The 14,966-nt window shown below is 67.6% G+C and carries 15 protein-coding genes; 6 read left to right on the top strand and 9 right to left on the bottom strand.

Annotated features, from left to right (window positions below; translation table 11 throughout):
- The coding region (locus ADBZ6I_RS09445) for an Lrp/AsnC family transcriptional regulator (protein WP_526383130.1) at positions 1-476 on the bottom strand (476 nt) is incomplete at its 3' end.
- A gap of 49 nt (positions 477-525) precedes the next feature.
- Here ADBZ6I_RS09445 and ADBZ6I_RS09450 point away from each other — a divergent pair.
- Positions 526-2,016 carry an aminobutyraldehyde dehydrogenase gene (locus ADBZ6I_RS09450; protein WP_526383132.1) on the top strand — a complete coding sequence of 497 codons (1,491 nt, stop codon included), beginning with the start codon at positions 526-528 and terminating at the stop codon, positions 2,014-2,016.
- A 281-nt stretch (positions 2,017-2,297) separates the two neighbouring features.
- On the opposite strand, the gene ADBZ6I_RS09455 is transcribed toward ADBZ6I_RS09450, so the two are convergent.
- Genes ADBZ6I_RS09455 through sdhC form a run of 4 tightly spaced genes read right to left on the bottom strand, consistent with a single transcriptional unit; the run spans position 2,298 to position 5,686 of the window.
- Positions 2,298-3,053 (bottom strand): succinate dehydrogenase/fumarate reductase iron-sulfur subunit, encoded by a 756-nt coding sequence (locus ADBZ6I_RS09455; protein WP_526383134.1) that lies wholly within the window; start codon positions 3,051-3,053, stop codon positions 2,298-2,300.
- Between the two features lie 31 nt (positions 3,054-3,084).
- Complete coding sequence (gene sdhA / locus ADBZ6I_RS09460) at positions 3,085-4,839, bottom strand: succinate dehydrogenase flavoprotein subunit (protein WP_526383136.1); 1,755 nt, start codon at positions 4,837-4,839, stop codon at positions 3,085-3,087.
- Between the two features lie 23 nt (positions 4,840-4,862).
- Positions 4,863-5,303 carry a succinate dehydrogenase hydrophobic membrane anchor subunit gene (locus tag ADBZ6I_RS09465; RefSeq protein WP_526383138.1) on the bottom strand — a complete coding sequence of 147 codons (441 nt, stop codon included), beginning with the start codon at positions 5,301-5,303 and terminating at the stop codon, positions 4,863-4,865.
- A complete protein-coding gene (gene sdhC / locus ADBZ6I_RS09470) occupies positions 5,300-5,686 on the bottom strand; it encodes a succinate dehydrogenase, cytochrome b556 subunit (RefSeq protein WP_526383140.1) in 387 nt (128 codons plus the stop codon). The genes ADBZ6I_RS09465 and sdhC overlap by 4 nt, the downstream gene beginning before the upstream one ends.
- A gap of 209 nt (positions 5,687-5,895) precedes the next feature.
- Here sdhC and ADBZ6I_RS09475 point away from each other — a divergent pair, with 209 nt between their 5' ends.
- Positions 5,896-6,984, top strand: coding sequence for an adenosine deaminase (locus ADBZ6I_RS09475; protein ID WP_526383142.1), 1,089 nt, complete (start codon positions 5,896-5,898; stop codon positions 6,982-6,984).
- Between the two features lie 153 nt (positions 6,985-7,137).
- Positions 7,138-7,596 (top strand): hypothetical protein, encoded by a 459-nt coding sequence (locus tag ADBZ6I_RS09480; protein WP_526383144.1) that lies wholly within the window; start codon positions 7,138-7,140, stop codon positions 7,594-7,596.
- A gap of 23 nt (positions 7,597-7,619) precedes the next feature.
- On the opposite strand, the gene ADBZ6I_RS09485 is transcribed toward ADBZ6I_RS09480, so the two are convergent.
- Positions 7,620-8,873 (bottom strand): SatS C-terminal domain-containing protein, encoded by a 1,254-nt coding sequence (locus ADBZ6I_RS09485; protein ID WP_526383146.1) that lies wholly within the window; start codon positions 8,871-8,873, stop codon positions 7,620-7,622.
- A 33-nt stretch (positions 8,874-8,906) separates the two neighbouring features.
- On the opposite strand from ADBZ6I_RS09485, the gene upp reads away from it, so the two are divergent.
- The gene (gene upp, locus ADBZ6I_RS09490) at positions 8,907-9,530 is read left to right on the top strand and encodes a uracil phosphoribosyltransferase (protein WP_526383148.1); all 624 of its coding nucleotides are present in this window, start codon (positions 8,907-8,909) and stop codon (positions 9,528-9,530) included.
- 16 nt (positions 9,531-9,546) lie between these two features.
- Here the strand turns inward: upp and ADBZ6I_RS09495 are convergent, their stop codons facing one another.
- Complete coding sequence (locus ADBZ6I_RS09495; RefSeq protein WP_526383150.1) at positions 9,547-10,332, bottom strand: purine-nucleoside phosphorylase; 786 nt, start codon at positions 10,330-10,332, stop codon at positions 9,547-9,549.
- Between the two features lie 201 nt (positions 10,333-10,533).
- Between ADBZ6I_RS09495 and ADBZ6I_RS09500 the strand changes: the two genes are divergently transcribed.
- Both ADBZ6I_RS09500 and galE read left to right on the top strand, forming a co-directional pair.
- Positions 10,534-11,706, top strand: a complete 1,173-nt coding sequence (locus ADBZ6I_RS09500; protein WP_526383152.1) for a M20 family metallopeptidase — start codon at positions 10,534-10,536, stop codon at positions 11,704-11,706.
- Positions 11,703-12,665 carry a UDP-glucose 4-epimerase GalE gene (gene galE / locus ADBZ6I_RS09505; protein ID WP_526383154.1) on the top strand — a complete coding sequence of 321 codons (963 nt, stop codon included), beginning with the start codon at positions 11,703-11,705 and terminating at the stop codon, positions 12,663-12,665. The genes ADBZ6I_RS09500 and galE overlap by 4 nt, the downstream gene beginning before the upstream one ends.
- Here the strand turns inward: galE and ADBZ6I_RS09510 are convergent.
- Positions 12,647-13,885, bottom strand: a complete 1,239-nt coding sequence (locus ADBZ6I_RS09510) for a glycosyltransferase family 4 protein (RefSeq protein ID WP_526383156.1) — start codon at positions 13,883-13,885, stop codon at positions 12,647-12,649. The two genes, galE and ADBZ6I_RS09510, sit on opposite strands and share 19 nt — an antisense overlap.
- On the bottom strand, positions 13,882-14,847 hold the full coding sequence (locus tag ADBZ6I_RS09515; RefSeq protein WP_526383158.1) for a glycosyltransferase family 2 protein: 966 nt from the start codon (positions 14,845-14,847) through the stop codon (positions 13,882-13,884). The genes ADBZ6I_RS09510 and ADBZ6I_RS09515 overlap by 4 nt, the downstream gene beginning before the upstream one ends.
- Between the last annotated feature and the right edge of the window lie 119 nt (positions 14,848-14,966).

Here is a 14,966-nt window from a genome sequence, read left to right on the forward strand (position 1 = left end):
CAATTATATTGCTGCTTAACGAGTTTCAAATAAACAAGAGTCTCCGTGGACGTTATTCCGGGCACCGCCCGAATCTCGGTGTTGAGCAGGTCCAGGAGTTCAGAGTCGTCGGCACACACCACTTCGACGATGGCGTCGTAGGTGCCGGCCGTCAACACCACGTAATCCACCGAATCCAGTGCGGCCAGCCGGTCGGCCACCTTGGTGACGTCGCCCTGGCAGCGGATGCCGATCATGGCCTGCCGGGAGAAGCCGAGCTGCATCGGATCGGTGACCGCCACGATCTGCATGACGCCGGTGTCGATGAGTCGCTGCACCCGTTGCCGGACCGCGGCTTCGGAGAGGCCGACGGCTTTGCCTATTCCGGCATAGGAACGGCGGCCGTCGTGCTGCAATTTCTCGATAATGGCCTTCGACATCTCGTCGAGATGGATCGGCGCTGCCGGGCCAGGGCCAACGGCCCGCAAGTCACGCATGACCTGATTGTGCACGGAATTAGTTGTTTAAGGCAATATTTTCTACGAAATGCGTAGCATCCGGGGTGTGATTCCCAGCAGTTGGATCGACGGCGTGCCAGTCACCACCGCGGGCGGCCGACATCGAATTACCAACCCCGCCACCGGCGAGGTGGTCGCCGAACTCGCCCTGGCCACTCCCGCTGATGTCGACGTCGCGGTGGCGTCCGCCCGGGCCGCGCTGCCCGGCTGGTCCGGCGCCACCCCCGCGGAACGCTCCGCGGTGCTCTTCGCTCTCGCCGAGCTGCTCGAGGTCAATGCCGAGCAGGTGATCGCCGAGGAGGTCAGCCAGACCGGCAAGCCGGTGCGCCTGGCGACCGAGTTCGACGTGCCCGGCAGCATCGACAATATCGCGTTCTTCGCCGGGGCCGCCCGCCATCTGGAGGGCAAGGCCACCGCCGAGTATTCCGCCGACCACACCTCCTCGATTCGGCGTGAGGCCGTCGGCGTCGTCGCCACCATCACCCCGTGGAACTACCCACTGCAGATGGCGGTCTGGAAGGTCATCCCGGCGCTGGCCGCCGGCTGCTCGGTGGTGATCAAACCCGCCGAGATCACCCCGCTGACCACGCTGACCCTGGCCCGCCTGGCCAAGGAAGCCGGTCTGCCCGACGGGGTGCTCAACGTCGTCACCGGCGCCGGCGCCGATGTGGGTCAGGCGCTGGCTGGGCACGCGGGCGTCGACGTGGTCACCTTCACCGGGTCCACCGGGGTCGGGCGGAAAGTGATGGCAGCCGCGGCCGTTCACGGCCACCGTACTCAGCTCGAACTTGGCGGCAAGGCACCGTTCGTGGTCTTCGACGACGCCGACCTCGACGCCGCCGTGCACGGCGCGGTGGCCGGCGCCCTGATCAACTCCGGCCAGGACTGCACCGCGGCCACCAGGGCTATCGTCGCGGCGAATCTCTACGACGACTTTGTCGCCGGGGTGTCCGAGCTGATGGGAAAGATCGTCGTGGGGGATCCGCACGACTCCGACACCGACCTGGGCCCGCTGATCTCGCTGGCCCACCGCGCCAAGGTGGCCGGAATCGTCGACCGCGCTCCCGCGCAGGGCGCTCGGGTGCTCGCCGGCGGCAGCGCGCCCGACCTGCCGGGTGCGTTCTATCTGCCCACCCTGCTCACCGATGTCACCGAGGACTCCGAGGCCTACCGTGCCGAGATCTTCGGCCCGGTGCTCACCGCGCGCCGACACGACGGCGACGACGACGCCCTGCGCCAGGCTAACGACACCGACTACGGATTGGCCGCCTCGGCGTGGACCCGCGACGTCTACCGCGCCCAGCGGGCGTCGCGGGAGATCAAGGCCGGCTGCGTGTGGATCAACGACCACATCCCGATCATCAGCGAGATGCCGCACGGCGGGCTGGGGGCGTCCGGTTTCGGCAAGGACATGTCGGACTACTCCTTCGAGGAGTACCTCACCATCAAGCATGTGATGAGTGACATCACCGGTGCCGTCGAAAAGCCCTGGCACCGAACTATATTTACGCTGCGCTGAGCGGGGGAAATGCTCGTCGACGCTGCGTCCAGATCGCGGCGCCCACGGAAAACGCGATCCTGGCGCAGTGCCGACGTGGGTACGGCCGAGGCTGGCGGCCAGTGAGTAGGCCGGAAGGGTGGCGCTCTGGGGCTCGTCTCCAGCGTGGTGGTGGGCATGGCGTCCACCGCCGAGTCCCTTGCTGTCCACCGTCGAGCCCGTCGAATCGGGCGTCGGCTCCAGGGCGAGTTCGCCTTTACTCATGGCGTAGGACGGTACGGGCCGAGCGGGAGACGTGCTTGCTAAGTGAACATCAGTGCGCGCTTGACCTCTTGGATCGCCTTGGTCACCTCGATACCGCGCGGGCAGGCGTCGGTGCAGTTGAAGGTGGTGCGGCAGCGCCACACCCCTTCCTTGTCGTTGAGGATCTCCAGACGCTCCGCGGCGCCCTCATCGCGGCTGTCGAAGATGAACCGGTGGGCGTTGACGATCGCCGCGGGCCCGAAGTAGCTGCCCTCGTTCCAGAACACCGGGCAGCTGGTGGTGCAGCAGGCGCACAGGATGCACTTGGTGGTGTCGTCGTAGCGGGCACGGTCGGTCTGGCTCTGGATGCGTTCCCGGGTCGGGGCGTTGCCGGTGGTGATCAGGTAGGGCTTCACCGCGCGGTAGGCCTCGAAGAACGGCTCCATGTCCACCACGAGGTCCTTCTCGACCGGCAGCCCGCGGATCGGCTCGATGGTGACGGTCAGCGGCTTGTTGTTCTTGGGCAGCAGATCGCGCATCAGCACCTTGCACGCCAGCCGATTGACGCCGTTGACCCGCATCGCATCCGAGCCGCACACTCCGTGCGCGCAGGACCGGCGGAATGTCAGGGTGCCGTCGAGGTAACTCTTGGCGTAGGTGAGCAGGTTCAGCAGACGATCGGTCGGCAGGCAGGGCACCCGGAAGCTCTGCCACCCGCCGGTGTCGGCGAAGCGGTCGGGGTTCTCCGGATCGAACCGGGCGACCTTGAGAGTCACCATCACCGAGCCGGGCGGGACGGGAAGCGCGGCAATCATGACTTTGTCTCTTCGCGCGAGCGGCTCATCGTCAGTACTTCCGTTCCATCGGCTCGTAGCGGGTCTGCACCACGGGCTTGTAGTCCAGACGGATGTCGCTGAGCAGGTCCATACCCTCCTTGTAGGCCATGGTGTGTCGCATGTAGTTGGTGTCGTCCCGGTTCGGGTAGTCCTCCCGGGCATGCCCGCCGCGCGACTCCTTGCGGTTCAGTGCGCTGGCCACAGTGACCTCGGCCAATTCCAGTAGGAAGCCCAGCTCGATGGCCTCGAGTAGGTCGCTGTTGTAGCGCTTTCCCTTGTCGTGCACAGTGATCCGCGAGTATCGCTCCTTGAGCGCATGGATATCGGTGAGCGCCTGCTTGAGGGTCTCCTCGGTGCGGAACACCGCGGCGTTGTTGTCCATGGACTGCTGCAGTTCGCTGCGGATGTCGGCAACCCGCTCCTCGCCGTGCTCGGAGAGGATGTCGGCCACCCAGTCGGTGACCATGGCGGCCGGGTTCGGCGGCAGATCCACCCGGGGATTGCCTTGGGCGTAGTAGGCCGCCGCCAGTCCGGCCCGCCGGCCGAAGACGTTGATGTCCAGCAGTGAGTTGGTGCCCAGCCGGTTCGCGCCGTGCACCGAGACGCAGGCGCATTCACCGGCCGCGTACAACCCCGGGACCACATGGGTGTTGTCCCGCAAGACCTCTCCGATGACGGTGGTCGGGATGCCGCCCATGACGTAGTGGCAGGTGGGATAGACCGGCACCAGTTCGGTGACCGGGTCCACGCCCAGGTAGGTGCGGGCGAACTCGGTGATGTCGGGAAGTTTGGCCGCCAGCACGTCGGCGCCGAGATGGCGGACGTCGATGTAGACGTAGTCCTTGTGCGGGCCGGCTCCGCGGCCCTCCAGAACCTCCTGCACCATTGCGCGGGCGACGATGTCGCGGGGGGCAAGGTCGACGATCGTCGGCGCGTAGCGCTCCATGAATCGTTCGCCCTCGCCGTTGAGCAGACGGCCGCCCTCGCCTCTGACCGCCTCAGAGATCAGGATGCCCAGGCCGGCCAGCCCGGTCGGGTGGAACTGGTGAAACTCCATGTCCTCCAGGGGCAGTCCCTTGCGGAACACGATGCCCAGGCCATCGCCGGTCAGGGTATGGGCGTTGGAGGTGGTCTTGTACATGCGCCCTGAGCCGCCGGTGGCCAGCACGATCGATTTGGCGTGAAAGACGTGGATGTCACCGGTGGCCAACTCGTAGGCCACCACGCCGCTGGCGACCGGTCCACGGGGGGTTTCGGTGAGTACGAGGTCCAGCGCGTAGAACTCGTTGAAGAACTCGACGTTGTGCTTGACGCAGTTCTGGTACAGCGTCTGCAGGATCATGTGGCCGGTGCGGTCGGCGGCGTAACAGGCGCGGCGTACCGGCGCCTTGCCATGATCGCGGGTGTGGCCGCCGAATCGGCGCTGGTCGATGCGCCCCTCCGGTGTCCGGTTGAACGGCATGCCCATTTTCTCGAGGTCCAGGACAGCGTCGATGGCTTCTTTGCACATGATCTCGACGGCGTCCTGATCGGCGAGGTAGTCGCCGCCCTTGACGGTGTCGAAGGTGTGCCACTCCCAGTTGTCCTCCTCGACGTTGGCCAGCGCGGCGCACATGCCGCCCTGGGCCGCGCCGGTGTGGCTGCGCGTGGGGTAGAGCTTGGTCAGCACGGCGGTGCGCACCCGCGGGCCCGCCTCCACGGCGGCGCGCATCCCGGCGCCACCGGCGCCCACGATGACGACGTCGTATTTGTGCTGCTGAATCATCGGCTATCTCCGCATCGAGTGGTTCAAGAGATGTTCGGGTTGAAGGTGACCAGCGTGTAGGTGCCCACCACCAGGACGATGAGCATCGAGATGGCGAGCAGGGAGTTGAGCCAGAAACGGGTCGAGTCCTTGCGGGCGTAGTCGGCGATGATCGTCCGCATCCCGTTGCCCCCGTGCAACTGGGCCAGCCAGAGCATCACCAGGTCCCAGATCTGCCAGAACGGCGAGGCCCACCGCTGGGCGATGTAGTTGAAGTCGATCCGGTAGACGCCGTCTTCCCATATCAGGCCGATGAAGAGGTGGCCGATCACCAGGAAGATCAGCACCACCCCGGAGAAGCGCATGAACAGCCAGGCGTACTTCTCGAAGTTCGGCATGCCGGTTTGCCGGCGCGGGGACCGCGGATTGTCCAGGCTCGCGGGGCGGTCGTGGTCGCGTTCGCGGACGGGTGCCGGGCGGGTCACAGGAACCGCTCCGCCATGTGCATGCCGATGACCACGGTGGCGGGCACCATGGTGATCAGCCACAGCCCGGCCACCGCCCAGAGCATCTGGCGTTGGTAGCGCGGCCCCTTCCACCAGAAGTCCACCAGGATCACCCGCACCCCGTTGAAGGCGTGGTAGAGCACGCAGGCCACCAGGCCCAGTTCCATCAGGCCGATGATGGGTGTCTTGTAGGTGTCGACCACCTCGTTGTAAGCCTGCGGGCTGACCCGCACCAGGGCGGTGTCGAGGACGTGGACGAAGAGGAAGAAGAAAACGGTCGCTCCGGTGATGCGATGCAGTACCCACGACCACATACCGGGATCACCGCGGTAGAGAGTCCGTCGCCGCGTTCTGCTGGTCATCTGCCCTCCTGGATTCAGGTGGACTCTAACTCCGTTTTTACTGCGAAAAAGGTGACGCGGAGATTACGTCCTTCGGTCGCCCGTCGGTGGCGGTCTGCGGTGAATGGAGAAACGCTGCATGACAAGGCGATACGGGTCGCCGAGCAACGCCGGGCCAAGGCGGCGATGTGCACTAAATCTCATAGGTGCTCCGGGCACAATGAGCTGTCATGAGCACACCGCTGACCCTGGAGATGATCGGGCACGCCCCCAAGGCTCTTCTGCACGACCATCTCGACGGCGGACTGCGCCCTGCCACTGTCATCGACATCGCCGGCCAGGTGGGTTACGGCGGACTGCCCAGCACCGACGAGGCCGAGCTGGCCGCGTGGTTTCGCACTGCGGCACACAGCGGTTCGCTGGTGCGCTATCTGGAGCCGTTCGCCCACACGGTGGCGGTGATGCAGACACCGGACGCGCTGCACCGGGTTGCGCTGGAATGCGTGGAGGATCTGGCGACCGACAACGTGGTCTATGCCGAGGTCCGGTTCGCCCCGGAGCTGCACCTGAACCGTGGGATGACGCTCGATGAGGTGGTCGACGCTGTGTTGTCCGGGTTCGCCGACGGCGAGAAGGCCGCCGAGGCACGCGGGCGCCGAATCGTGGTGCGCTGCCTGGTGACCGCAATGCGGCACGCCGCCCGCTCACGCGACATCGCCGAACTGGCGATCCGCTTTCGGGACAAGGGTGTGGTGGGTTTCGACATCGCCGGCGCCGAGGCCGGCTACCCGCCGTCGCGCCACCTCGACGCGTTCGAGTACATGCGAGCGAACAACGCACGCTTCACGATTCACGCGGGGGAGGCCTTCGGCATCCCCTCCATCCATGAGGCACTGGCGTTCTGCGGCGCCGACCGCCTGGGGCACGGGGTCCGCATCGTCGACGACATCGAGGAGTTGGCCGACGGCGGCGTGCGGCTGGGCCAGCTGGCTTCGCTCGTGCGGGACAAGCGCATTCCGATGGAGATGTGCCCGAGTTCCAACGTGCAGACCGGTGCGGTACCCAGCATCGAGAAGCATCCCTTCGGTCTGCTCGCCCGGTTGCGGTTTCGGGTTACCGTCAATACCGACAACCGGTTGATGAGCGACACCACCATGAGTCGGGAGATGTTGCGTCTGGTGGAGACGTTCGGCTACGGGTGGAGCGATCTGGCGCGGTTCACCATCAACGCGATGAAGTCGGCCTTCATCCACTTCGACGAGCGGCTGGAGATCATCGATGAGGTGATCAAACCCCGATACGCCGTGCTCGTCGGCTAGCGCTTATTGACGTCGGGACACACGAAAAGTCGAATCCGGCTAACAGCATGGAATTTGCCTGAAAGCGCATGACGATCCCATACTAGCAGCGAGGTTAACGCTTTCGAAGCGGCGGTGGCAGTGGCTGATTTTGCGGTGAGGGAGCGTTCCGGGATGTTGCCCCGCGAGCGTGTGGCAGCGGAACTGGCTGCTCGGCTCAAGGATCTAGCTGCAGAACTGGCTGCTGCCGGTTTGCGGACGAAGCGGGTGCCGTACGGCCGGGGCGTGGTCAAAGCGCGGTCGCCCCGAGGTTTTCTCCTCGACCCACTCTTCCCGCAACTGCTGCTGCCGGACGGACGCCTCTGGTACTTCCATAGTCGGTTGGACTCGCAGGGCATCTACTACGACGCCCCGGCCGACCACCCACGCTCGGACCACGGGTCCATCCCGCTGGGTGACATGCGATTCAGCTTCCTCGGCGCCGTCGTACGGCCCTACCACTTCGGCTATCGGTACCGCGAGGACGACGAGACGGGCAGCTATGAGCTGGGCGCCATCGTCGGTCAGGTCGGCAGCTCGTCGCGCTACGTGAGCGTGACTGATGCGATGGCCGCCATCGTCCGGAAACTCTGACCGGACCGGACCGGCCGGCGGTGCTACTCGCGCCGCAGCCGGGACTCGACGAACCTTTCGAGCTCCTCCCACTCCGCCACAGCCTGCGCGGAAGACCCGGCCGGCCGCGGCGCACTGTCGGTATTGCGGGCGTAATTCACCAGCCCGCCCAGCGCCGTGTCCGGGTCCAGCAACCGGTCGACGGTGTCGTCCTCGGAGTAGTCGCCGACGTCGCGGATGAACTCCACCGCGAGGTCCAGCTGGTCGCGGTCCAGTGCGTCCGGCCCGTCGGCGATGTCGTCGACCAACCCGCTGAGCACGTAGATGTTGTCGTCGGTGACGTCCACCCGCAGTGAGCCGTCGGTGGCGGCGGTCCGGATGTCGTCGTAGGTGCTCAGGTCCGACAGGTCATGGTCGTGCTCGTCGGCCAGATAGCGGGCCAGCGCACGCTCGGAACCGAACACGCTGATCCGCCCGTTGCGGCCCAGGAAGATCGGCTTGTCGTCGAGGTAGCAGCGCAGCGTGTAGAGCGTGCCGCTGCTGGTCATCACACGCACCGGGTCGATGCCCACCTGTTCCCAGAATCGGGCGTCGCCGCCGAGTATCAGCGCGCTGCTCGCCGTCCGCACGGCTGAGATTTCGGGCTCGTCGGCGTCATCGAGGGCCGCCGGGTCGGCGAGGTCGTCGTCGACGGGGTCGTAGGGCTCTTCGAGCTCCGCAGCGGCCTGGGCGGCGGCGTGCGGGTCCACCGCCGGGCTGGTGATGATCTCGTCGATGGCCGTCACCACGCCGTCCCAGCCGCGGGCGAAGATCTCTCCGACCGTGCTCCAGCGTTTGCGCCCCGCCCTGCCGGCGAATTGTTCGACGCCCCCGGCGACCATGCCGAGATTCGGGTTTCCGTTGAAGAAGCGGGTGACCGTGGGCAGCTCGCACACCGAGCCGATCGACGACACCACGGCCAGCGTGCTGGCGAGGGTGCCCACCGAGACCTCGGTCGGTTTCTCGGCCAGCAGCGCCTCGGCGCCGATCAGGTCGGCGTGCCGGTCGTCCGCGGGCTGGAATCGGTGCGCATTCGCCTTGGTCATCCGCGTCCACGCCGGATGGTCGGCCAGGTCGTTGTCGGTGTCGGTGCGGACGAACGCCGCCAGATCGGCCACCGACTCGAACGCGTAGACGTCCTCGTCCTTGCCGAGGAATCCCTCCCACTCGTCGCCCGCGTCACGCCAGCGCGGCGCCCACAGGGTGTACAAGTCACCTGAGGTGACACTCAGCCGAATCGGTACCAGCTCTGCAGCCATGCGGGACAGCCTAACGACCTACAGTCTCTGCCCATGGACGTGCATGTCGTCGACCACCCGCTGGCTGCTGCCCGGCTCACTACGTTGCGCGATGAGCGCACCGACAACGCCGGCTTCCGCGCCGCGCTGCGCGACCTCACCCACATGCTGGTGTACGAGGCCACCCGGGACGCGCCGCGGGAGGAGATCAGCGTGCGCACCCCAGTGGGCGACACCTTGGGCACCCGGCTGGCCAACCCGCCGCTGCTGGTTCCGGTTCTCCGGGCCGGGCTGGGCATGGTCGACCAGGCCCACGTCCTGATCCCCGAGGCCAGGGTGGGATTCGTCGGGGTCGCCCGCGACGAGCGCACTCACCAGCCGGTGCCCTACCTGGAGTCGCTGCCGGCCGACCTGCGAACCCAGCCGGTGTTCGTGCTCGATCCGATGCTGGCCACCGGCGGGTCAATGGCCTTCACGATCGAGCTGTTGCAGAGCCGGGGCGCGGTCGACATCACCGTCATCTGCGTGGTGTGCGCACCGGTCGGTATCGCGACTCTGGAGAAAGCGGCTCCGCAGGCTCGGCTGTTCACCGCGACGGTCGACGACGGACTCAACGAGCAGGCCTACATCGTTCCGGGACTCGGTGACGCGGGGGACCGCCAGTTCGGGCCGCGCTAGCCGGGTCCGCCAGCGGCTACAGCGCGCGGATGATCCCGGCGAGTAGCTCACCGAGGTCGGCCGCGGAGTCCCGGCCGGCGGCCAGCACCTCGTCGTGCCGCAACGGCTCGCCGGTCATCCCCGCGGCCAGGTTGGTGACCAACGACACCGCGAGCACCTCGGCGCCCGCGGCCCGGGCGGCGATGGTCTCGTGCACGGTGGACATCCCCACCAGGTCCGCACCGAGGGTGCGCAGCATCCGGATCTCGGCCGGGGTCTCGTAGTGCGGTCCCGGCAGTCCGGCGTACACGCCGTCGGCCAGCGTCGGATCGATGCTTCGCGCTAAGGCCCGAAGCCGCGGTGAGTAGGCGTCGACCAGGTCGACGAACTGTGGGCCGACCAGCGGCGAGCGTCCGGTCAGGTTGAGGTGATCGCTGATCAGGACCGGCTGGCCGACCCGGTACTCCGGGCGCAGGCCGCCCGCCGCGTTGGTCAGGATGATCACCTCGGCCCCGGCCGCACACGCCGTGCGGACCGGATGTACCACCAGGCCGAGGTCGTGCCCCTCGTAGGCATGGATACGGCCGACGAACACCAGCACCCGTTTTCCGCCGACCATCAGCGACAGCGTCTGGCCGCGGTGGCCGTCGGCGCTGGGCGGGGTGAAGCCGGGCAGATCGGCCATCGCGATCTGGGCGGCCGGCTCGCCGAGTGCCGCGGCGGCGGAGCCCCAGCCGGACCCGAGGACGACGGCCACGTCGTGCTGCTCGGCGCCGGTGCGGTAGGCGACCATCTCGGCCGCTGTTGCGGCGTCAGGACTCACGTGGGCAACCTTGCCACACTCCTCAACGCGGCTGGCGCCGCTTGATCGTCGTGCGGCGGGCAACCTTGCCACACTCCTCAACGCGGCTGGCGCCGCTTGATCGTCGTGCGGCGGGCAACCTTGCCACACTCCTCAACGCGGCTGGCGCCGCTTAATCGTCGTGCGGCGCACGCAGCCCGATACCGGTGAGATACTGGCCCGATGTCCTTGGCCGACACCGCGGAGTCGTGGCTTGCCGCGCACTACGACGATCTGGTCGCGTGGCGACGCCATATCCACCGACACCCGGAGCTGGGGCGGCAGGAGTTCGGCACGACGCAGTACGTCGCGGAGCGCCTCGTTGAGGCCGGGCTCAACCCCAAGACACTGCCCGGTGGGACCGGGCTGACGTGCGACTTCGGTCCCGATCACGGGCCCCGGGTGGCGCTGCGCGCGGATATGGACGCGCTGCCGATGGCCGAGCGGACGGGCGCCCCGTACACCTCCACCGTGCCCGGAGTGACTCACGCCTGCGGGCACGACGCGCACACCGCGATTCTGCTCGGAGCGGCCACCGCGCTGGCATCGGCACGGGAACTGCCGGTGGGCGTCCGGCTGATCTTCCAGCCGGCCGAGGAGTTGATGCCCGGCGGCGCGCTGGACGCCATCGCCGCCGGCGCTCTGAACGGGGTGTCGAGGATCTTTGCGTTGCACTGCGATCCGCGGCTGGCGGTAGGCCGGGTGGCCATCACGGCCGGGCCGATCACGTCGGCCGCCGACTCTGTCGAGATCACTTTGCATTCGCCGGGCGGGCACACCTCCCGGCCGCATCTGACCTCCGACCTGGTCTACGGGATGGGTACCGTCATCACCGGTCTGCCCGGGGTGCTGTCCCGGCGGATCGACCCCCGGCACGGCACCGTGATGGTGTGGGGCGCAGCCAATGCAGGGGTGGCCGCGAACGCGATCCCGCAGATCGGCACACTCGCCGGTACCGTGCGCACCGCCAGCCGCGACGCCTGGCTGGAAATGGAAGCCCTTGTGCACGATATTGTTTCGGGCTTGCTGGCTCCGCTGGGTATCGAACACGTGCTGCAGTACCGCCGTGGGGTGCCGCCGGTGGTCAACGAGGAGCGCTCCACCCAGCTCATGACCCACGCGATCGAGGCGGTGGGGCCGGACGTGCTGGCCGACACCCATCAGTCCGGCGGCGGCGAAGATTTCTCCTGGTACCTCGAGGACGTCCCCGGTGCGATGGCGCGGCTGGGGGTGTGGAGCGGCGACGGTCCGCAACTCGACCTGCACCAGCCGACATTCGACCTCGACGAGCGGGCACTGGCCGTGGGCGTCCGGGTTCTGGTCAACCTCGTCGAGCAGTCAGGGGAGTTCGAGTGAAGCTTCTGGTGACCGGCGGCGCCGGCTACGTCGGCAGCGTGTGCGCCAAAGTCCTTCTCGAACAAGGACATCAGGTCGTCGTCATCGACGATCTGTCCACCGGCAATGCCGACGCGGTGCCCGACGGCGCCAAATTCGTCCACGACGACATGGTCGTTGCCGCGCCTGCGCTGCTCGGCGACGGATCGTTCGACGGGGTGGTGCACTTCGCCGCCAAGTCGCTTGTCGGGGAGTCGGTGGAGAAGCCCGAGTTGTACTGGCACGGCAACGTCGTCAAGTCCCTGCAACTGCTGGAAGCCATGCGTACGGCCGGCACGCCGCGGCTGGTGTTCTCCTCCACGGCGGCCACCTACGGCGAGCCGGAGTCGGTGCCGATCACCGAAGACGCGCCCGCCCGGCCGACGAACGCCTATGGCGCAACGAAACTGGCGATCGACAACGCGATCAGTTCGTATGCCAAGGCATACGGCCTGGCGGCGACCAGCCTGCGCTACTTCAACGTCGCCGGCGCCTATGCGGGTCTGGGCGAGCGGCACGGGGTGGAGACGCACCTGATCCCGTTGGTGCTGCAGGTTGCCGCCGGCCGGCGGCCGCAGATCGCCGTCTACGGCGACGACTGGCCCACCGCCGACGGCACCTGCATCCGCGATTACATCCACGTTCGCGACCTCGCCGACGCACACCTGCTCGCGCTGGAGACCGCGCAGCCGTCGACCCACCGGATCTTCAATCTGGGCAACGGCACCGGCTTCAGCGTCCGTGAGGTGATCGACTGCTGCCGGCGGGTGACCGGCCACCCCATTCCGGCCAAGGACGTCGAGCGCCGGGCCGGTGACCCGGCGGTGCTGATCGCCTCCAGCGCGCGGGCGATGGCCGAATTGGGCTGGCGGCCGAGCCGCACCTCTCTCGACGAAATCGTCAGCGACGCTTGGGCATTTGCTCAGTCGATGGCAGGTTGACCAAACCGGATAGCGTCGCCGTACATCTTTTCGATCTTGTCCACGATCGCGCTGATCGTGAATTCGCGGGCACGGTCGCGGCCGGCCACACCGAACGCCGCCGCGGTGTCCGGTTCGCCCAGCAACCTGGTGAGCGCCGAGGCCAGCGCTGCGGCGTCGCCAGGTGGGAACAGCAGCCCAGTGCTCCCGTCGACCACCATGTCCAGGATGCCGCCCGATGCGGCAGCCACCACCGGTCGTCCGGCGGCCATCGCCTCCAGCACCACCGTCGGGCAGGGGTCCGCCCACACCGACGGCACCACAACCGCACGCGCGGAACGGAACAGCGCGACGACCTCGTCGTGCGGCAGCTGGCCGACCCAGTCGGCTCCCGGCGGAAAGTCCCACTTCTCGGTCGACCGGCCGGCGAGGATCAGCTTCGGTGGAGAGTTCAACCGCGCATACGCATCGAGTAGCGACTGCACTCCCTTGTCCGCACTCAGGTCTCCGACGAACAACAGCGGTGCGTCCGGTGGCGTCGGGGGAATCTCCTCGAGCACGATCTCGTCCGGGATGAAGTTGTGGATCACCCGGGTCCGCAGGTGTGTGCCGCTCAGCCAATGGCCCTCTGGAATCGAGACACCTTCTGCCACTGCGCTGCTCACCGCCGCCGCGTAGGTGATGTGGGCAGCCCGGCGCCGTGCGGCATGCACGTTGGCCGCCAGGGTTGCGGCCCCGTTGACCCGCCCATAGTGGCTGACAGAACAGCTCAGACAGCGCTTCGGCGAGGGTCCCGGGCACCGTTGCGTGCCGAACTCCATCAGCCGTTTGGTCGCGCAGATGTGGCTGTAGTCGTGCAGCGTCATCACCAAGGGGACGCCCGCCTCGGCCGTGGGACCCAACGCGCTGTTGACGATCCAGTTGTGCGCGTGCACAACGTCATACCTGCCCTGCGCCAGTTCCCGGGTGATCGCCCGGGCGACAGCGGGGTCGGGCAGCGGCAGGGCGTGCGGACGTGACGGGTCGCTGTAGAGAAAGCTCAGCCGTGAGGCGGCGGTGGTAACCCGAACCAACCGCACTCCCTCGGCAACGGTGTCGCCGGGCCCGTCCCCGTCGGTGGCGAAACCGAGCAGCGTGACGTCGTGGCCGCGGGACGCCAGCGCGCGGGACAGATTCCAGACGTGGCGCTCCTCGCCGCCGGACACCGGCGGCAGGAACTGCGCCAGTTCCAGAATCCTCATCGGCGCGCCTGTCTGAAGTTGTCGACGGTGCCCCTGACGTAACCGGCGGTGGTCCACGCCAGGCCGGTGATGATCGCCCCCGCCCGCAACAGGCCCGCGAAGTCCCCTCGCGCAGCGCTCCAGATGCCACGCAGGACACCCAGCGGCAGGGTGACGGTCGAATAGCTCCACTCCGAGGACAAGCCGTCACCGACCCCGACGCTGTCAGTGACTTGAGCTTTCGACAGCCCTTCTGCGTAGCAGCGGGTGCGGAAGTAGGAGAAGGTTCCTCGGTCGGCGGGAACGTGGTGGGTGACCGCGGCGTCGTCGGTGTGCAGGAAGACGCCGTCGGGCCTGCTCTGGCTGGCCCGGATGCAGAATTCGGTCTCCTCGCATCCGCTGGGGCGCTGATCGGTGGCGGACCTGCCGATACCGGTGACGAAGCCGCCGTCGTCGAACAACTCGCGCCGGAACGACGCGCTCGCACCGATCAGGTTGCGCACCCGGCCCGGCCGCTGCCCGGTGTAGGTGCAGCCGACCACCCAGTCGAATTCGGTCGGCCACCAGGCCGGTCGTGCGTTATCCCAGCCGGCGTCGATGCGGCTGCCGACCCCTAGGACGTTCGGATCGGTGTAGTGGCCGATCAGCCCGGCGAGCCAGCCCGGCTGTGCGGCGGCGTCGTCGTCGAGGAACACCACCACGTCGGCATCGGTGAGTTCGACGCCGGTGTTGCGGGCGCCGGACAGACCGCGGTCGAGGTGATTTGCCGCCACGCGCACCCCCGGCAACCGGTCGGCCAGACGTGCCTGCAATTCGGGGTTGTGGTCCACGACGACGATCACGTCGTCAGGGGCGGGCTGTTGGGCCCGCACAGAGGCCACCGCGGCAATGATGTCGTCCCAGCGCTGCTCGGTGTAGGCGCAGATCACCACCGCGGAGGTGAGCAGGCCGGAGCGCGCGTAGCTGGGGTCCGGGGCGGTCATGAAGCCCATTGTGGAGGTTAGGCCGAGGCGGCAACAACTAATGGTCCGCTTCGGGCGATCCGGTTCGGCGAGGCCGCTCAGGCCCAACCGCCCTAGATCTGGACTCTGCCCGTGGCTTT

The organism is Mycobacterium sp., from assembly GCF_044342925.1.
Classification (GTDB): domain Bacteria; phylum Actinomycetota; class Actinomycetes; order Mycobacteriales; family Mycobacteriaceae; genus Mycobacterium.

Excerpts from the sequence above, each read along its gene's own strand:
- ADBZ6I_RS09450 (WP_526383132.1), top strand. The coding sequence starts at position 526 with ATGCGTAGCATCCGGGGTGTGATTCCCAGCAGTTGGATCGACGGCGTG.
- ADBZ6I_RS09455 (WP_526383134.1), bottom strand. The coding sequence starts at position 3,053 with ATGATTGCCGCGCTTCCCGTCCCGCCCGGCTCGGTGATGGTGACTCTC.
- sdhA (WP_526383136.1), bottom strand. The coding sequence starts at position 4,839 with ATGATTCAGCAGCACAAATACGACGTCGTCATCGTGGGCGCCGGTGGC.
- sdhC (WP_526383140.1), bottom strand. The coding sequence starts at position 5,686 with ATGACCAGCAGAACGCGGCGACGGACTCTCTACCGCGGTGATCCCGGT.
- ADBZ6I_RS09475 (WP_526383142.1), top strand. The coding sequence starts at position 5,896 with ATGAGCACACCGCTGACCCTGGAGATGATCGGGCACGCCCCCAAGGCT.
- ADBZ6I_RS09480 (WP_526383144.1), top strand. The coding sequence starts at position 7,138 with ATGTTGCCCCGCGAGCGTGTGGCAGCGGAACTGGCTGCTCGGCTCAAG.
- ADBZ6I_RS09485 (WP_526383146.1), bottom strand. The coding sequence starts at position 8,873 with ATGGCTGCAGAGCTGGTACCGATTCGGCTGAGTGTCACCTCAGGTGAC.
- upp (WP_526383148.1), top strand. The coding sequence starts at position 8,907 with ATGGACGTGCATGTCGTCGACCACCCGCTGGCTGCTGCCCGGCTCACT.
- ADBZ6I_RS09500 (WP_526383152.1), top strand. The coding sequence starts at position 10,534 with ATGTCCTTGGCCGACACCGCGGAGTCGTGGCTTGCCGCGCACTACGAC.
- ADBZ6I_RS09510 (WP_526383156.1), bottom strand. The coding sequence starts at position 13,885 with ATGAGGATTCTGGAACTGGCGCAGTTCCTGCCGCCGGTGTCCGGCGGC.
- ADBZ6I_RS09515 (WP_526383158.1), bottom strand. The coding sequence starts at position 14,847 with ATGACCGCCCCGGACCCCAGCTACGCGCGCTCCGGCCTGCTCACCTCC.